This is a genomic window from Elusimicrobiota bacterium (assembly GCA_028718185.1).
In the GTDB taxonomy this organism is placed as follows: domain Bacteria; phylum Elusimicrobiota; class UBA8919; order UBA8919; family UBA8919; genus JAQUMH01.
In genome coordinates, this window is sequence record JAQUMH010000002.1 from 37,066 (window position 1) to 54,482 (window position 17,417).

General features: G+C 34.0%; 12 protein-coding genes. All 12 read right to left on the reverse strand.

Going from position 1 to position 17,417, the window contains the following annotated elements; all coding sequences use genetic code 11:
• Window positions 1-3: 3 nt before the first annotated feature.
• The 12 genes from PHE88_04775 to PHE88_04830 all read right to left on the reverse strand — a co-directional run bounded on the left by PHE88_04775 (window position 4) and on the right by PHE88_04830 (window position 17,390).
• Complete coding sequence (locus PHE88_04775; GenBank protein ID MDD5687130.1) at window positions 4-1,185, reverse strand: hypothetical protein; 1,182 nt, start codon at window positions 1,183-1,185, stop codon at window positions 4-6.
• A gap of 97 nt (window positions 1,186-1,282) precedes the next feature.
• Entirely contained in the window at window positions 1,283-2,263 is a 981-nt protein-coding gene (locus PHE88_04780; protein ID MDD5687131.1) for a PorV/PorQ family protein, read from the reverse strand.
• A gap of 44 nt (window positions 2,264-2,307) precedes the next feature.
• A complete protein-coding gene (locus PHE88_04785) occupies window positions 2,308-5,532 on the reverse strand; it encodes a hypothetical protein (GenBank protein ID MDD5687132.1) in 3,225 nt (1,074 codons plus the stop codon).
• A 734-nt stretch (window positions 5,533-6,266) separates the two neighbouring features.
• Window positions 6,267-7,247: a hypothetical protein gene (locus tag PHE88_04790; protein MDD5687133.1), complete on the reverse strand. Its 981-nt coding sequence runs from the start codon at window positions 7,245-7,247 to the stop codon at window positions 6,267-6,269.
• Window positions 7,217-7,681 carry a small multi-drug export protein gene (locus tag PHE88_04795; GenBank protein MDD5687134.1) on the reverse strand — a complete coding sequence of 155 codons (465 nt, stop codon included), beginning with the start codon at window positions 7,679-7,681 and terminating at the stop codon, window positions 7,217-7,219. Before PHE88_04795 ends, PHE88_04790 begins: the two co-directional genes overlap by 31 nt.
• Window positions 7,682-7,684: 3 nt before the next feature.
• A complete protein-coding gene (locus PHE88_04800) occupies window positions 7,685-8,611 on the reverse strand; it encodes a cyclic nucleotide-binding domain-containing protein (GenBank protein MDD5687135.1) in 927 nt (308 codons plus the stop codon).
• Complete coding sequence (locus PHE88_04805; protein ID MDD5687136.1) at window positions 8,608-9,702, reverse strand: type IV pilus twitching motility protein PilT; 1,095 nt, start codon at window positions 9,700-9,702, stop codon at window positions 8,608-8,610. Before PHE88_04805 ends, PHE88_04800 begins: the two co-directional genes overlap by 4 nt.
• A gap of 230 nt (window positions 9,703-9,932) precedes the next feature.
• Entirely contained in the window at window positions 9,933-10,997 is a 1,065-nt protein-coding gene (locus PHE88_04810) for a type IV pilus twitching motility protein PilT (GenBank protein MDD5687137.1), read from the reverse strand.
• Between the two features lie 255 nt (window positions 10,998-11,252).
• Window positions 11,253-12,788, reverse strand: coding sequence for a DUF2851 family protein (locus tag PHE88_04815; protein ID MDD5687138.1), 1,536 nt, complete (start codon window positions 12,786-12,788; stop codon window positions 11,253-11,255).
• A 254-nt stretch (window positions 12,789-13,042) separates the two neighbouring features.
• Window positions 13,043-13,639: a peptidylprolyl isomerase gene (locus tag PHE88_04820; protein ID MDD5687139.1), complete on the reverse strand. Its 597-nt coding sequence runs from the start codon at window positions 13,637-13,639 to the stop codon at window positions 13,043-13,045.
• Window positions 13,636-14,025, reverse strand: a complete 390-nt coding sequence (locus PHE88_04825) for a CpXC domain-containing protein (protein MDD5687140.1) — start codon at window positions 14,023-14,025, stop codon at window positions 13,636-13,638. The genes PHE88_04820 and PHE88_04825 overlap by 4 nt, the downstream gene beginning before the upstream one ends.
• Before the next feature lie 188 nt (window positions 14,026-14,213).
• Entirely contained in the window at window positions 14,214-17,390 is a 3,177-nt protein-coding gene (locus PHE88_04830) for a DUF4175 family protein (GenBank protein ID MDD5687141.1), read from the reverse strand.
• Window positions 17,391-17,417: the final 27 nt, after the last annotated feature.

The window sequence follows — 17,417 nt, forward strand, 5'->3', positions numbered from 1 at the left end:
AAACTATTGTTTTTTCTTAATTAAAATAATATTTATTTCCTTTGTGCTGGTATTCCCATAACAATCAGTGGCAACTACTTTAACTTTATTTACTCCTTCTTTTTGAAGATATGGTTTAATATCATCCAAAGAATATACTTTTTTTCTGAAGCTAGTAGTAAAATTATATGGGGACCCAAAACTTATACGTTTGTTATTAGAATATGTGCATAATAATGTTGGACTACTATCTCCATATATAAACTTTATTGAACCATATATCTTGCCTTTCACATATTCTTCATATGGTATCTCATCAAACTTTTGCCCATCTTCTACACCTTCTATCTCTATTGTGGGTGGGGTAATGTCTGTTTTGGCTTTCGGTGGATAAACAATCCAAACACTATCAAAATCCTCTTGCATCGCAAACTTACTTCCTTCATTCTCTGCACCAATACTAACATTCCAGATTCCTGTTGATGGTAATACCCCCGTCTCACTGAAATTATATATATTTTGTCCAGGAGGACCATATAATTCTACAAGTCCAGGTTTATCTTTAAACTGTTCTTTAAATTCAAGATAATATTTTCTACCTCGTTCTTTTCCATACATCTTCTCTTGATATATTTCTTCCGGTAATATATGTTCCACTTTAGATAATTTTATCTTTTGTTTTTCTGTTATACTTACATCTCCAATTTTTATCCAAGCATTTGTTACATTATAAACCTCTGGCGTTTCTATTGTGCCTTTTATTACTATATTAGACGAATCTACCACTTCACTATCTTTTGGTTCAATTATCTTAACAATAGAACTTTGCTCGCTATAAAAATTTAATCTATTTTTCCATGTTATTATTTTTATTTTCTTCTTGTTCACCTCACTTAACTTATTCCATATATTTTCTAATTCTCGTTGAATATCTAATGTAGAATTCTTTTTCTGATACAATCGCATATTAGGCTTCTTATATTTTTGAGGTAAAGAATCAGGATCATTTATGCAGTAGAACTTATACATAAATGCCGTCTCTTCATCTATAATTCCTGCATGCCGATCATCTTCCACCAAATTCCACGACCTTTTTTCACCAGGGTTAGAAACCGCTTCCCTGGCAAACATTATGCCGATTCCTCCAATCAAATCAACAAATAAACAAATTAACACCCACTTGTTAAACAATTTTCTTATCAACATTTTTTTCACCTCTATTTTATCTAAAATATTATTTTATTTTTCCTAAATCTGTTTTAGTTTTATCACCAAGTTTTACTGGTTTTGTCTCTTCAAATAATCACTCGCTTCCAAAACTATAACCAATTGATACTCTTTGGTTTGGGTTAAGTGTTTCAACCAAACCAATCCCATAATCAACTTTTAATCCTTTCATTTGGAAACCTGCGCCAAGAGTAACCTTATCAATATCATATCCTACTTTATAGCCAAATCGCAGAAATACTGTTTCTTTGAAACTATACTCAATACCAATGTTTTCCCTTATATTACTTTCATTTGGTTTAACTGTGTCAATGGCAATCAAAAAACTGTGATTTTGTAATACCGTTTTATTATATGCTATTCCTAACCTTATGTTCATAGGAAGTGCGTCTCCCTGTTCAATGTACTTCAGTTTTGTCCCTACATTTTGAACAGCAAGTCCTGTTGAAAGTCCATCAACGGTTGTATAATATAAAATACCAAAATCCACTGCATATGCAGTCCCTGAATATGTTTCTACAAGTTTGGATGAAAGATACTTTGCAGTTAACCCTAATGAAAAATTATTGAAAATTTCTTTGCCATAACCTATTGTTCCAACTATATCCTGCTGTGCTTTAACATTCCTTGAAGTACCATCAAGATTATTCCATTCAAAATTACCACCATCATAATAAAGAAAACTTGCTCCAAAACTGCCTATTCCATTTGATGGCGTTCCTACCCATCCAACTAAACCGTAATTTTCATCTACTCTGCCTTTTAAATACATACTCGCTATTTCATTACCTTCTATATTTACCAAACCTGCCGGGTTATAATAAAGTGCATTTGTGTCATCACATACAGCAACAAACGCTTCACCCATACCTACAGTTCTGGCACTTACTGTCTGATTTAAAATCCTTGCACCGGAGGTACCAGAACCAGCATAAAGACAGGAAGTAGGGAGTAGGAAGTAGGAAGTGGTAAAGGCAATAAATAAAACCAGAGATTGCCACGAGCCAATTGACATCGGCTCTCGCAATGACTTCCTTTCTAAAATTTCTCTAAACATAACACACATCCTAAACATCAACGTTTATCAATTTTGCTTGGCACTCATTTCACAACGCAAATCTTTTTTGTTTGTTTGAATCCTGGTCCTTCTATATGAATATAATAAATTCCTGAAGCAACTACTTCTTCTTCACTATTTTTACCATACCAATTTTCTGAATATGTTCCCGCAACCACATCCTTATCAACAAGTGTTTTTATAAATACACCGTCTATCGTGTATAGTTTTATTGTTATATGTCCTGCCTGTGGTACACTGTAATAAACTTTACAAATATCACCTTTTATTGGATTAATCACATTATTTACAGGCAATATATGGTCTTGTTCAAGTTTTGCCTGATGCGAAGAATACAGATTAACCAAATAAATATCACCACCATAATTACAAACCACTTTTGTACCGTCGAGTGAAAATCTTGAGTTATCATACCCAAAAACATAAGATGCAGGAGTAAGTTGCTGCCTTTCAGAACCATCAGGATTGGAAATAACAATTTTACGATTCAATAAGGATTCATCAACATATGTAATTTTTGAACCATACCAGTCAATACCCCATTTAGTGAGTTGATAAACCATACCAGTTACTGTATCAATTACTCTATCATAATTAACAACTTTTGTAGCATCGGGAGACCATCCGATATCCCATATGAACCATATATTACCATCTTTTGTGATTTGTGTGTTTGTTCCATTCTCGTATATCCACAAATCACCATTATAATAATAGGCAACTTTAGAACCAGAAGGTGAGTAAATCGGATAAGACCCAATCGCAATTTTTTGTTTACTTGTACCATCACTGTTTATAATGTATGTTCCTGAAACACCGCTTATTGTCCCAAAGAAAACAACTTTTGTTCCATCTGATGAGAATGACGGTACACTATAGGAAACAAAATCAGGAAAAGAAACAAGTTTGATAAGCGAAGAAAAGTTACTAATAACAAGTTCAGTTCCTAAAATGAATGTAATTTTTTTATTATCCTGTGACCATCCGATATAATATGTTGGACTGGCGCTATCAACAGAATAAACCGAATTCCCATAAATATCTTTCACTTTTACATAATATCTACCATTATAAAGATAAGAATACGCAACTTTAGTGCCATCGGGCGATAATACTTCAGATAAAAACGATGTTGTGCTAGTTTCAATCAGTGTCTCATTTTTCCCATTCACATCAATAGACTTTAATTCTTCTCTGTCTTCATAATTAGCATTATAAATAATTTTTTGTCCAGCATCAACCAAATTAAAGTAATAAGATAAGGTATTATTTGTAAGATTTTTCTTATTAGTAGCATCTGTTTTTATCGTATATATATTTTGTTGACTGCCACAACCTATACGATCGTTGGTAGGTGAGAATGCAAAAAAGTCATAATCTTCAACAATTTTTATATTTCCGGTTCCATCACTGTTTATGATATAACATGAATTGGAATCAGCGTAATAATTATAACCGAGATAGCAAACCTTTGAACCATCAGGTGACCATTTAAATTTATAGTAGTAGTATCCAGCGGTTGTTGTTAACTGTATATTTCCGGTTCCATCAGGATTAATTGTGTAAAGGTAATCACTTGGAGAGGAACCATAACAGTAAACAATTTTATTAGTAGCTGACCAATCAGGGAAACTTCCATCACATAAATAATTTGGCGCACCACCTGTTGACGTTATAATATTTATATCACCTGAAAAATAATATACAATTTTATTACTATCAGGTGCCCATGAATAACCCGCCCAACACTCTGCAAGATACATATACCCTGTTCCATTAATATTTATTACTGAAAGCCTATTACTATCTTTAATAAATGCTATTTTTGTGCCATCAGGTGATACTTTAATATCTTCCATTGTTGATGTAGATGTATATATTACAGTTTTTCCTGAACCGTCATTATTCATAGTACATATAGAATAATTTAAAACGGTATCATTTGCTCTGACATATATAATTTTGCTCTGCCCGAAAATAAACTTTGCACCCAACTCAACATATTCATCATTCGTAATTTGTTTTTTATTAGAACCATCTGCCGACATAATGTAAAGGTCAACACCATTTTCATTATTCAGTGAATAGACAATTCCTGCTGATGACCAGTCAAAAGCAGTATATTCGGCACGGCTTCCGGTTAATCTTGTTGTCCAACCTGCAGTTCCTTTTGCTGTGCTTTCAATCGCAATCCCTGTAAAATTCTGGTCTGTTTGATTCGCTGAAAGATTAGAATAACTTTTACTTTCCGGTGAGAATGTATAATTTGTCTTTGTCGGTGTAACAGTAAAATTCCCTCCTTCAGAAATACCTGTGAATTTATAATATCCTGTTGCTGTTGTAGTCGAAAATCTTAAATCTGCACCAGTTAAACACACCAGAACACCATTGATTGCTGTCCCTGAATTATCTTTAACATAACCCGCTATTGCAAAAAGTTGAGGGGTAGAAACATCGGGTGCATCAATAGAATATGTGGCTCCAATTGCTAATGTATTCCATTTATCATATGCTTGAAAATAATATATATAATCAGTTCCGGAGGATAAATTTGTAGAATATGTAAAGAGTTTGCCATCAGAATATGAGGTATCGTTGACATCAACTTCGTTCATTATATAGGTTTTTGTTCCTTGCCAACTCGCACCTAATGCTGTGGATATTACAACTCTTGGATAATATGATTCTGGAGCATCATCATCGGCATCTGTATATTTTACTCTACATGTGAATATTGTTGAAGGACTGCCTGTTTCAGGATTTAAGCCATCAGAAGTATAATTTGTCTCACCTGTCCACGAAAGCACAGGTGCTGTATTGGTAGAACGATAATTAAGATACCCTGACCAACTATTATAAGAAAATTTAAGTTTCAGGTAATATATCTGTGATGATGTTGCATTATAATTAAATGGATCACCAGATGAACTACTTGCTACTTGATTTGTTCCTGCAGAATCGCTGTAGAGGTAAGCATTGCAATTATTGGAATAATTGGTAAAAGAAAAATAATATATTGTGCCTGCTGTCATTGATATCTTAAACCAATCTGTTGTATCTGTTGCAGATAAATCGTGTGGTCCATCTGATTGGGTAGTTGCGGTAGGTGTTATAACTGTTCCATTTACTGCATTATCATCTGTCGGATCCCATGCATCTGCATAAAGATAGGTAAAGAATATAAATTGAACTAAAAAAAGAAATAAAATGTATTTTATGCAACAGGGAAACTTTAATCTAATCTTCATATTCTTTACATCCAGTTTAATAATATCTGTTTTAAAATAATTATAAATATTTTAAGAACTTTGTCAAGTATTTTCCTTATTTAGCAAATTTTTATGTGCAATTATTAACACTATTTGCCAACTACTAGTTGATTATATTATTTTATGGTTACATTCTTAAATAATTTGTCAAGAGGTTATTTGTATATATTGTTGTGCAATTATCGATATAATTAATTAATAAATATTTATTTATTATCCCGATTTTTATTTATAGAATTTGTTATCGGGATTGTGTTCTCGGTCGTTTCAGCAGAGCCGACCTCCGAGCACTAACCCGATTTTTATTTATGGAATTTGTTATCGGAATTGTGTTTCCCCTGATACTACGGGATCATGTTCTCATCCGGGGCAGCAGCTCCGGATTCCGAGCATAGACTCGGTCGATGCAATTGCTCCGGACCATGTGTGTTAATTTTACTAAACTGCAATTATTCTGTCAATGACCTAATGCCACTTTTTTATGACTTTTTTCCACTATATGAAATTAATCGGTTCTGCATATTCAAATCCATTATAAAATAAAACAAACAATCATCCTCAACTATTAACATACTTAATTAGACGAACAACTTGCAAAAACTCTGCACAATATATTTTCTCTCGACAAGTCTCGGAATTATTTTTTAGCTTTCAGAAAAGGGGACAGAAAAAGAGGCCACTTATTTAGAAGAAATACTACTTTTTAAGGATTTCTATTGTTTGTATTTTTTAGGTAGGCAGAACTTTTCTATAAAAGTGATTTTTTGTTCTTTTGTGAAATATTTTAGGAGTTTTTTTAAGCGTTTTTCAACAGGTTCTTGTTTTGGAGAGATTGCTGAGATATTCAAACTATTATCAATGATTTTCAAAATACCCCGCTTTTTAAATTCTTCCAGGATTTTTTTGGCTTTTTGTTCTTCCAGTGCTTTTACAAATTCATCCCTTATACGCGGTGCTGAAACCAGTGTTAGCAAGTTTCTCTTTATTGCAGATATCATCCATTTTTCTGTATTTTTTTCAAGCTTAAAACCAAAACGATGAGCATACCTTATTGCCCTTAGAATTCTGGTTGGGTCATCTATAAAACTGTTACTATGAAGCACACGAATTTGTTTTTTTTTAATGTCTTCTAAACCACCGTGTAAATCAATAATGTTATTAATTGCCAAGTTAGATTGCTTCGTCGCTCTGCTCCTCGCAATGACTACACTCTTTTTGTCATCGCGAACCGAAGGTAAAACAATCTCATAAACTTTGAAATTCCTAAACATCAAGTTAGATTCCCACTTTAGTGGGAATGATGAATCTTGGGAAAGCGGAAAGGCGAGGGCGTTGATTGTGAAATCACGGCGGAATAAATCGCTTTTCAAATTAGACGGGAAAACAATCGGCATTGAAGCGGGGGTTGGGTATTTTTCTGTTCTTGCTGTTGCAATGTCAATTACAAAACCATTTTTTAGCTTAAGGGATGCTGTTAAGAATTTTTTATATATGTTAAGTTTTCCGCCGAGTTTTCCATGAATAACTTTTGCAACAGCTAATCCATCACCTTCTACCACCAAATCCAAATCAATACTTTTTAGACCTAATACTTTATCACGAACATATCCGCCAACAATATAAATTTTACAATTAAATTGTTTTTCTGTTTTTCTTATAATTTCTACATAATTATTGATTTTATTAAACCCCATATAAAACTCAGTCCTACTACAAGAATGGCAGAACCAATTATTGAACCTATTGTCAAACATATATATGATTTTTTCCTATTAAGATGCATCAAGTGGCTGACTAAGACTGCCGAATACATACCGCCGAAATATACAGGAAGTGCAGCTAAAATTGTTATTCCCAAATAACCTAATCCCCTAACCCTCTTTACCATTCCGGTTTTTTCCACATTCTCCTGCGACGGGAATCTTTTTGATATTAAGATACCTAATTTTTTATTTACACCGGCACCTTCTAATATATAAAAATATATGAACATCTGGATTATATCACCTGCTATCGCAATGAAAAATGCACCCCACCAGCCAAATCCTGTAACAATACTTATAGGTATAACTATAAACCTGTTAAATAAATAATGCAAAAGATTTAATATAAATGCTATTTCAATCATAAATTAAAAACTCTGTCGGCTGCGCATTTCACTTAATCGCTGTCTTGCTTCTTCTTCAGAAATAAAAGATATGTTTCTTATTGATACGGAAACCAGTGATGCAACTGAAGATAAAAGTATTAAATCGTTCCTTGTAAATGCTTTTTCATTGTTACTAGCAAATAATATAAAACCGAGAAATTTATCTTCAAAATAAAAAGCTGATGATATAAATGCTTTGCCATTTATGAAATCACTTTTCTGTTCAAAACTTTTATCATCGTTGATAATTATCTCTTTTTCTGATGCAATGCTATTCACAAAAGATTCTGTTCTTGGAATCGTTTCAACGGGTACTTTTAAATTAACTGATGAATGAACATCTAATTCATCCGTAAATTCATTATAAACCGATATTAATCCGCTATCTGCTTTTTTAAAGAGTTTAGCAACATTTGAAAAAACATCTGCTGTCATCTGTTTTAAGTTCTTTGAACTGGCAATGATTTTTCCTGTATCATAAAGCAGCGTGAGATGACTGTTTGTTGCTGAAAGCCGGCTTAATGTTGTCGACATAATTGCTGATAAAAGTTTCATTCCGGTATTCAGGTCGCTGGAAATAAGTTCTACAAATTTATTCTTTTTTATTTCAAGCAAGGTAACATCATCTATTGCCCGGACCGATGCAATTCTTGGTTTATCTTCAAAAAGCGACATTTCACCGAAATAATCACCGGTAGATAAAATGGCAAGAGTTTTTGTTGAACCTTCCGAAAGATGCTTAAAAACTTCAACTTTTCCTTCCGCTATCAGACAAAAAACATCCGCCGAAGATGATTCCTCAAAAATAACAGTATCTTTTTTTATCTTTCTTTCTTCCAGTATCTTTGATATATGTTTTAGGACACTATCCGACAACCCATTGAAAATTTCAACCGATTTAAGGTTCATTTCGTTCCCCCTGTCTTTTTTGCAAAATCTACCGATTGTATCTGTATTTTCAAATCTGACGGATTATTGCTTGTAGCAAGCGCTTCCTCCATAGTAATAACATCATTCTTATAAAGTGATAGAAGTGACTGGTTAAATGATTGCGTTTTGTAAAAAGAAGAACTATCTTCTATCGCTTTTGAAATTTGTCCTGTTTTGCTTTCTGCAATTAATGATTTTATAAAAGGTGTATTTATCATTATTTCCATAGCAACAACCATACCTTTTTCATCTTTTCTTTTAATAAGACGCTGTGCAACAACTGCGATTAGAAACAGTGAAACTTGAAATCTAACTTGTGATTGCTGTTCTACAGGAAATGAATCAATTATTCTATCAATTGTCTGTTTTGTGTCATTCGTATGCAATGTTGATATAACAAGATGTCCTGTTTCAGCAGCGGTAATAGCGGTTGAAATTGTTTCAGGGTCACGCATTTCGCCGACAAGAATAACATCCGGGTCCTGTCTTAATGCTGATTTTAACGCTGTTCCAAATGTTTGAGTGTCCATACCAATTTCTCTTTGGTTTATTATTGATTTTTTATCTGTGTGAACAAACTCAATCGGGTCTTCAATTGTAATAACATTTTTTTTGGATGTTTCATTAATTTCATTTATTATTGCCGCTTGAGTTGTTGATTTCCCGCTACCAGTGGGACCTGTTACAAGAACCAGTCCTTGTTTAGTCATAGCTATATCTTTCAATACAGAAGGTATGTTTAAACTATCAATAGAGGGAATTATCATGGGTATCATTCTAAATACAACCCCATAATTCCCCTTTTGTATAAAAAGAGCTCCCCTGAATCTTGCTATTCCAGACAGTTCACAAGCAAAATCATATTCTTTGTTTTCTTGCATTTTCTTTTCTTCATCAATCCCTATATATTTTGAAATTAACTCTTTTATCTTTGCAGACGTAAGTTTCTCACCGTCTACAAGCGGCTCAATATCACCGTGAATACGAACCATTGGAGGTAAACCGGCTTTTAAATGTAAATCGGTTCCTTTCTTTTCAATAACCAATTTTAAGAGTTCTTCAATATTCATTTTAATATACGCGAAACTGACCTGCCTACCGGCAGGTAGGCGCTAAATGTTTTACGCCTGTTTTGCGCTCCTCTTTACCTCTTTGTTATCCACTAAGCTCCTAATCGAAGAGCGAAGAAGTTGTTGAGCAGAACTTCACGGAGTTCCGCTTAAAACATTCAGCGGAACGAGTGAGAGTGCCCCGACGTAACGTCGGGGACAACGGTTCTGTGAGACAAGCTCCCGAACGGCTATCTGCCGGAAATTGCTGCTTTTACCATCTCCGGATTATGCGCTTTCGCTAAAGCATCTTCCATTTTTATCAATCCATCCCTAACAAGACCACCAAGAACTTTATCGAGAGATATCATTCCTGCTTTTGCCCCTACTTCTATTGTCTGATATAACTGGTGCGTTTTACCTTCTCTTATAAGATTTGAAATTGCAGGGGTAGCTATCATAATCTCTCTTGCTGCAATTCTCGAGTTACCATCAACAGTTTGAATAAGCGTTTGAGATATAACCGCTTGAAGTGAAGTGGAAAGCTGCATTCTTACCTGTTGCTGCTGGTGCGGCGGAAAAACATCAATGATTCTATCAACTGTTGAAGGAGCATCGGTTGTGTGAAGTGTAGCGAAAACAAGGTGCCCGGTTTCGGCAATTGTTATTGCTGCTCCGATTGTTTCAAGATCTCTCATTTCACCTACAAGTACTATATCGGGATCTTCTCTAAGAGCATGTTTTAATGCCGCACCGAAAGAAAGTGTATGTTGCCCGACTTCTCTTTGAGTAACAACACAACCTTTTGATTCATAAACAAACTCAATAGGATCCTCAACAGTAAGAATATGGTCCTTCCTGGTTGTATTTACAAGATCCATCAAACAAGCGAGCGTCGTTGACTTACCGCTGCCAGTAGGTCCTGTTACAAGTACAAGTCCTCTTGCCAAACCTGCAAGTTTTGTAATTGCTTCCGGTAAACGTAATTGTTCAGGTGACGGTATTTTAGAAGAAATTACACGGAGTACAGCACCAATGCCATTTCTGTGCATTAAAACATTTACCCTGAATCTTGAAACATTAGGTAAATTAAAAGAACAATCTAATTCAAGGTCTTCTTCAAATTTCTTCTTTTGTTCATCATACAACATTGAATAGATTAACCGCTTTGCTTCATCAGGATTTATTATATCGGCAAATCCTTCAATAGTCTTCATTTCACCGACATGGCGGCACATAGGTGGTTTGCCTACAACGATATGTATATCCGAAGCCCCCTTTTTTACTGCTGTAGTCAAAATGTCAAAAATTTCCATTTATCCTCCTGTATTTTATCTATATGAACAAATTAGGCACGCCAAGGGCGTGCTACTACAAACATTGATATTCTTATTCATCAAGATAGATTCCCACTTTCGTGGGAATGACACGCCATGATAGATTGTCATTCCCGAGTGTCTCAATCGGGAATCCACAACATCGAAATTCTTATGCATCAAGTTATGCCCGCCACTGAACCGTTGGCGGGCAACGACAAAAACATTGTAGTGGCAGAGCTTTGCAACTATATTTTACTGCGGCAATAGTTCGCTCATCGACATATTAAAGATTGACTGAAAACTGCAATTAGTACATATTCCTTTCTTTATGTCGCAAAAATCTTTAAATATTTGTAAAAGTCCCTGTTGAAAACGCTCGCCCCGTCCCGTAATATCTCCAAAACCTATTTTCCACGAAGTAAGCCGTGCCGTCCGGTTAGTTGCTATTATAGGTTGTTTTAACCACCACTGATAAATAATTTTACCATCTTTTAATGTCTGAATTTTTGCAATCGCCAAAGGTAAAAATACATTTATAAGTATCAGCAGATTTCTTTCTTCTCCGATTAAAGCAACAGGTTTTAAAAACTTTTTTGAATTAAATGTAGTTCTGAAAAACCAAAAATTAAAAGAATCGGCAGTATCTATTTTAATCTCTTTTAAGAACTCCTTTAACTTCAAGTTACCCGAGATAATCTTATCGTAAAAATCCTGGAATATTTTATCAAAACCATTATTGATATGTTTAGAAATAACCAGACTCGCAGCAGCTAAACGACGATATGGAAAATTATATGGTCTTATTCCCCTGAATTTCCAGGACTCTTTTTTAATTATTTCACCCGGTAAAATCTGCTGTCTCAGGACCTTCCATATTTTCTTTATCTTTAATACATATTTTTCAGCTTCATCATCAAGCTTTTCCATCTTGTCTATTTCCGGAATAAGACCGCATACTCCATAAAACAGTGCCTGAATTCTAATTGGTTTTTCTTCAAACTTTTCTAATTTAATTACTTTTTCTATCCGCTCAAGCGGTAATATCTCAGCCAACTTCCTGAAATTTTCCCTGTTCTGACCGTAACCAAGCCCGCCAATAATACCTTTGTAAACTATTTGATTTATTGATTCGCTTGACATTCTTCTTTTAAGCTCTTCACTTTTAAGTTTTATCCTTTCATCCCCGGCAATGCCAATTATATGTTCCAATAATGAATATTTTCTAAAAGAGAATGCAGCACATTTGCCGGCACGAACTTTGCTTGAATAAGGATAATTTTCAACATCAAAATCGCTATTTATGATTTCCAAATCATCATTTACATAATCAATCAATTCAAGAGAGGGAACTGCGCCTTTATTTTGAGTAAGTGTCTTTGATAATTTACTGCTTTGCCATAAAAAGACATGCAGGATAACATTATTAAAATTCTTATTTTTATAATGATTATGCTTTTTCCAGTATAAGGAATAAATATCAACCTCAATGTCACCTGTTATCTCCTGACCATCGATATTTATTTTAGCGTTCTTAAAATCAGGTCCCTCATCAAAATTCCACTCGCCCGGCGAGACTATAACAATATTTTTGCCGGCGATTGTTTTCAAACCTCTTCTTTCAATCTTTTGGTCAAACCATATCATTTTTACAAGTTTTTCAGTAACCGGTTGTTTGTCCTTATTATATAATTTTTCAGGTTCACGAATAGACAAGGATTCGTATAATTTCTTATATTTATTTGAGAAATCCTGAGGATTATGATATTTTACTTCATCAATATACTTCATATAAACGCTGATTGCCGCTGATGATTAACCGAACGCTGATGACCGCTGATTCCGGTAACGCTGATTAACACTGATTCTGATTAAACAAACGCTGATTAATGCAGATAAAACAACCCGATTCTTAAGTTTACCTTCCCTATATTGAGCGAGGAAGAAATTTCTGAAGAGCCTGAATTTGCGACCTATACCCAACAGGAGCAAATGTTAGAGCGACCTCAAGGGAGCGTCTCGAAGAAATTTGCTTCCGAGCGAATCTATTTTTTTACTTTAGGCTTTGGTTTCTCAGCTGGTTTATCATTTGGCTTGTCATTTGGTTTTTCAACATAAACCTTTCTCATTATATCACCGATTTGTATTTTATGAACAACATCAAGTCCTTCTATAACCTGCCCAAAAACAGTATATTGACCATCTAAAAACGACTGTGGACCAAGACAGATATAGAATTGACATCCGGCAGAATCAGGAGATTGCGCTCTTGCCATCGCTACAGTTCCGTCAAGATGTTTCCTTTTGTTAAACTCTGCTTTTATCTTATAACCCGGGTCACCGGTACCATCACCTTTTGGACACCCGCCCTGAATTACAAATCCCGGAACAACCCTGTGGAATTTTAAACCATCGTAAAACTTTGCATTAGCAAGCTTTTTAAAGTTTGCAACAGTGTTTGGTGCATCTTGTTCGTAAAATTCAAATTTTATTACCCCTTTATCCGTTTTAATTACAGCAATTTCTTTCATCTGCTTTTTCTCCTTTCCACAAAGATTATTAAAAACCAAACCTGTAAAACTAAAAATCATCAAACCTATTTTAAACTTTTTCCACATTCCATTCTTCACTATCTGATTCATAATTCCTCCTCATTTTTAATAAACTCGACCAATTCATCAAGCCCAAAAAATACTTCAATTTTATAATCCGCTAAAAACATATTGTCTGATTTCTGTTTAACTGTCTCGTAATCGATTTTTGCTTTTTCTCTTAATTCGTCGCGATTGTCTTTACAGTCGTGATTATACACATAAAACAAATATCGTTTTTTTTCATCATGATACAATAGAAATCTTTCCCAGTAGAAAAGTAACCCACAATATGGACAAACGACTACATTCAGCAACCCGTTTAACATCATCTCTTTTAAATCGGGGTCAGTAGTAACGTTTATGGAATCCCATAAATCCCATTCGAATTCCTTTCCACAGGAACATTCAACATTTTGCTTATTGCTGTATGACATATATGCGGAATTATATAAAAAAAATATTAAAAAGTAAAATAATAAAGTTCCCCGCAGCAAACTGCGGGGTATCAAATTGCCACCCCGCACAGTTTTGTCGTAGACAAAACTAGACGTGGGGGTTCTCCTTTCCTTATCCCCGTCAAGTGAAACTTGACGGGGTATTTGCTGAAGGAGAATAAAAAAATTTATTCTATAAGCCGTTTAAAATAATCTTTTATTATTGTTTCATATTTTTGCGGATATTTTTGTCTGAGTGATTCAATTATTGATTCCCTGAATTCTTTTGGCGGCTTATATTCGTCGATTGAAGGTATTTTTACGAAACCTTCCCTGAACCCCGTATAACCGCCTTCTTTATTACCTCTATTCCCGCGTGTTCTAAATTTACCACCCATCCCCATTGAACCTTTGCCCCCCATACTACTCGCCTGTCCCATTTGACTTAAAGCGCCTTCTAACCCCTCTTTACCACTTAACAAATCATTGAGCGCTTTTTTTTCAAAATCAACTGCTGACGGGTCATTGGCGTTTGAAAGTTCATCACTAGCCGAACCCATCGCTTCCTGGGACGATAAAATCTTTTTGGCAGCATCTGACGGTATGGAAAGCGTCTTGCTTAATATTCCAAGGACTTTTTTGTGCAGTAATTGTGCCTGTTTTTGATTTAATTTTTGTGTTTTTGACAGTTGATTATGCTTTTCTAAATCGTTTTCTGTAAAAATACTTGTTTTTGGCGGTGCAAATTTCTTCAATTCATTAAGAATCTCCTGTTCAATAGTTTTGCTTGATAAAACATATTCAGCAGATTTTTTAATATTTACATTTTTGGATATATTTTCAAGTTCCGCTATTATTGTTATTAATAATTCATTTGACTTTTCAATTTTTTCATCGGTAAATTCCTTTAAAACAATTCCCATCTGGGTTTCAGGCTGGACATAAAGATTAAAAACAGACGGATGTGTTGTTGTGCTTTTTTCAATAATTGTTTTTGAATCGTTGAGTCTGGACATTGCCAATTTCTGTTTTTCTACAAGTTTTTTAAGCAATTCTTTTTGCAATGACAATATCTTCTTTGCCCGTTGCATGTCCAATTCCTGAGTACTATTCAAAATCTTCCGCTGTTCTTCTACTATCTTGTCCAGGTCATTAAGCGATTCTTCTGTTTCCTTTTGAAGTTTCTGCTGTGCACTGCTTGTTGTTGAATTTGAAGAATTTTCCATTGTATTAAGGATATCGGATATTTGCTTGCTGAGTTTTTCAGCAAGCTCTATCGCTTTATCAATATTACCGGATTGAAGAGACCACTTCATTTCATCTGCTGCCGATCTCATTTCAGTAAGATCTATTTTTTTCACATTCTCATCGTTTGCAAAATCTTCCGGTAATTTTTGCGGCATTTCTGAAACTTTTTTTGATAATTCTTCCATCAGCTTGGAAAGTTTTTCATTTGCTTCCTGAAGTTTTTTCATCTTTTCCGGATCTGAAAAATTTTTCATATCTTTAAGATTTTGTTCTATATCTGACGAAGTATCCGCCATATCTCTTACAGTGGAAAGCATATCTTCCATTTTTTGTTTTTTAGCAATATCTTCTGAAAATACACCCAGTCTTTTAAGTTCTTCTATTATTTCATCCTGTACCCGTTCCGCATTATCATATTGTTTATTAGAAAGCGAATCCTCAGCTTCGTTCATTTTCTGTTCCCCGATTGTCTTTGCCGCTTCAAGTAAATTTTTATACTCTGAATATGCATTATAATCAGTTAACGGATCGTTTGCCATTTTTTCCACTGTCTTACTGAATTCATCTGTTGCTTTATTCATTAACTCCTGTGCATTTTTCTGCATATTAGCAGCATTTTCAATATCACGTTTAGCAAGTGATGTTCTGCTCTGAAGCTGTCTGGATAATATTTCCTGCAATTTCCTATTGAAATCAGATATTTCATCTTCTATAATTTTGTGTTCCATTTCATATGACATAACCTCAATACTATATGTTTTTGAATTTCCGGTTAAATGAGCAGGATAAATATTATTATCTGCAACTTCAAGACGATATTGGATTACATCGCCCGGTTTCAACCCCAAATCAGCTACTGATATTTCATAATCATCTAATATTTTCTGTGTAGGTTTTATAAATGATTTTATTTTCACCTGTTTTTTAAGCGTTAAATAGTCTATATTGATTTCTGATATCCCGAAATCATCTTCTGCGGAATAGATAATTTTTAATTTTTCATTTTCCGAAACTATAATATCGCAGGCAGGAGCAACTATTTCAATAACAGGCGGACTGTTTTTAGTTACGCTAACCTTGTACTTCACGGGTTGCCTGTAGATATCCCCGTCAATAGAAACTGCTTCTATCCAGTATTCAGTTTGATTTTGTATTACAAATTGGGAAGTAATTAGATTTTTAGAAATATCCATTTTATTTTTTTCATTCATATCGGTTATCAAAAATGCTTCTTTGGCTTTTTTATTTGTCTGTGCAGTGATTTTAACCGTAGTACCTACCGGCGCTTCTATATCGCTTTCTTCAACAATTTTGTCCGGTAATCCTATGTATGAAGGATATATATATTCAAGTTTTATATCAGCGATTGTAAACGGCGAAGTTATTTTCACATCATACTTATGTGATTTATTGTCCAATACTACGACATAATATTCTGTATTATCTGTTATTTTTTCAATAGCCTCCGCATATTCGCCTTTACCTGTTTTTTTCATTTTCTTTTTATGCCATTCACTGTTAGCTTCTCTAAAATAAAGATATGGCGTTGATTTGTCAGGTTTAACAACTGCACGAATATTCACATCACTACCAAGATTAACTGAAATATCTCCTGGCAAAACTGCAATTTCCATCGCCGAAAGAAAAGGTATTAAATATCTTTTTAATTGAAGTGAATTGAAAAATAAAGCAAAATTCACCAGGAAAATTAAAAATACAATGATAATATTTTTCAATGGTTTGAAATCTGTGAATTTTTTTAATAAATCCTTAGAAATTTTTGATGATGTGATTCTTACGAATTCTTCGGCAAATAACGATGATGTTTCGGAATATTTATTATTTTTAAGTTGAATTGCATTTATCAAGTCATCTTTCAATGTGCTGTTTTTTTTCTGAATCAAAATCGCTATATCTTCATTTGCTGTTTTTAAATAAATTATTTTTAGTATTATCTTCATAATAAATACTATTGAAAACACAATCATTACCAGCCATAGAGAGACTCTTAATGCATATGACGATAAATTAAAAATATCGGCAAAATAATTTATAAACACAATAAAAAACAAGAATATGAAGATTTTTGTAATATTTTCAACAATATACAAAAACATTATCCTCTTCTTTGTCTTTGATATTAA

What these genes read in the sequence shown, in the direction of transcription:
- PHE88_04790 (MDD5687133.1), bottom strand. Translation starts at nt 7,247, where the DNA reads ATGGGGTTTAATAAAATCAATAATTATGTAGAAATTATAAGAAAAACA.
- PHE88_04775 (MDD5687130.1), bottom strand. Translation starts at nt 1,185, where the DNA reads ATGTTGATAAGAAAATTGTTTAACAAGTGGGTGTTAATTTGTTTATTT.
- PHE88_04810 (MDD5687137.1), bottom strand. Translation starts at nt 10,997, where the DNA reads ATGGAAATTTTTGACATTTTGACTACAGCAGTAAAAAAGGGGGCTTCG.
- PHE88_04785 (MDD5687132.1), bottom strand. Translation starts at nt 5,532, where the DNA reads ATGAAGATTAGATTAAAGTTTCCCTGTTGCATAAAATACATTTTATTT.
- PHE88_04780 (MDD5687131.1), bottom strand. Translation starts at nt 2,263, where the DNA reads ATGTTTAGAGAAATTTTAGAAAGGAAGTCATTGCGAGAGCCGATGTCA.
- PHE88_04815 (MDD5687138.1), bottom strand. Translation starts at nt 12,788, where the DNA reads ATGAAGTATATTGATGAAGTAAAATATCATAATCCTCAGGATTTCTCA.
- PHE88_04830 (MDD5687141.1), bottom strand. Translation starts at nt 17,390, where the DNA reads ATGTTTTTGTATATTGTTGAAAATATTACAAAAATCTTCATATTCTTG.
- PHE88_04795 (MDD5687134.1), bottom strand. Translation starts at nt 7,681, where the DNA reads ATGATTGAAATAGCATTTATATTAAATCTTTTGCATTATTTATTTAAC.
- PHE88_04800 (MDD5687135.1), bottom strand. Translation starts at nt 8,611, where the DNA reads ATGAACCTTAAATCGGTTGAAATTTTCAATGGGTTGTCGGATAGTGTC.
- PHE88_04820 (MDD5687139.1), bottom strand. Translation starts at nt 13,639, where the DNA reads ATGAATCAGATAGTGAAGAATGGAATGTGGAAAAAGTTTAAAATAGGT.
- PHE88_04805 (MDD5687136.1), bottom strand. Translation starts at nt 9,702, where the DNA reads ATGAATATTGAAGAACTCTTAAAATTGGTTATTGAAAAGAAAGGAACC.
- PHE88_04825 (MDD5687140.1), bottom strand. Translation starts at nt 14,025, where the DNA reads ATGTCATACAGCAATAAGCAAAATGTTGAATGTTCCTGTGGAAAGGAA.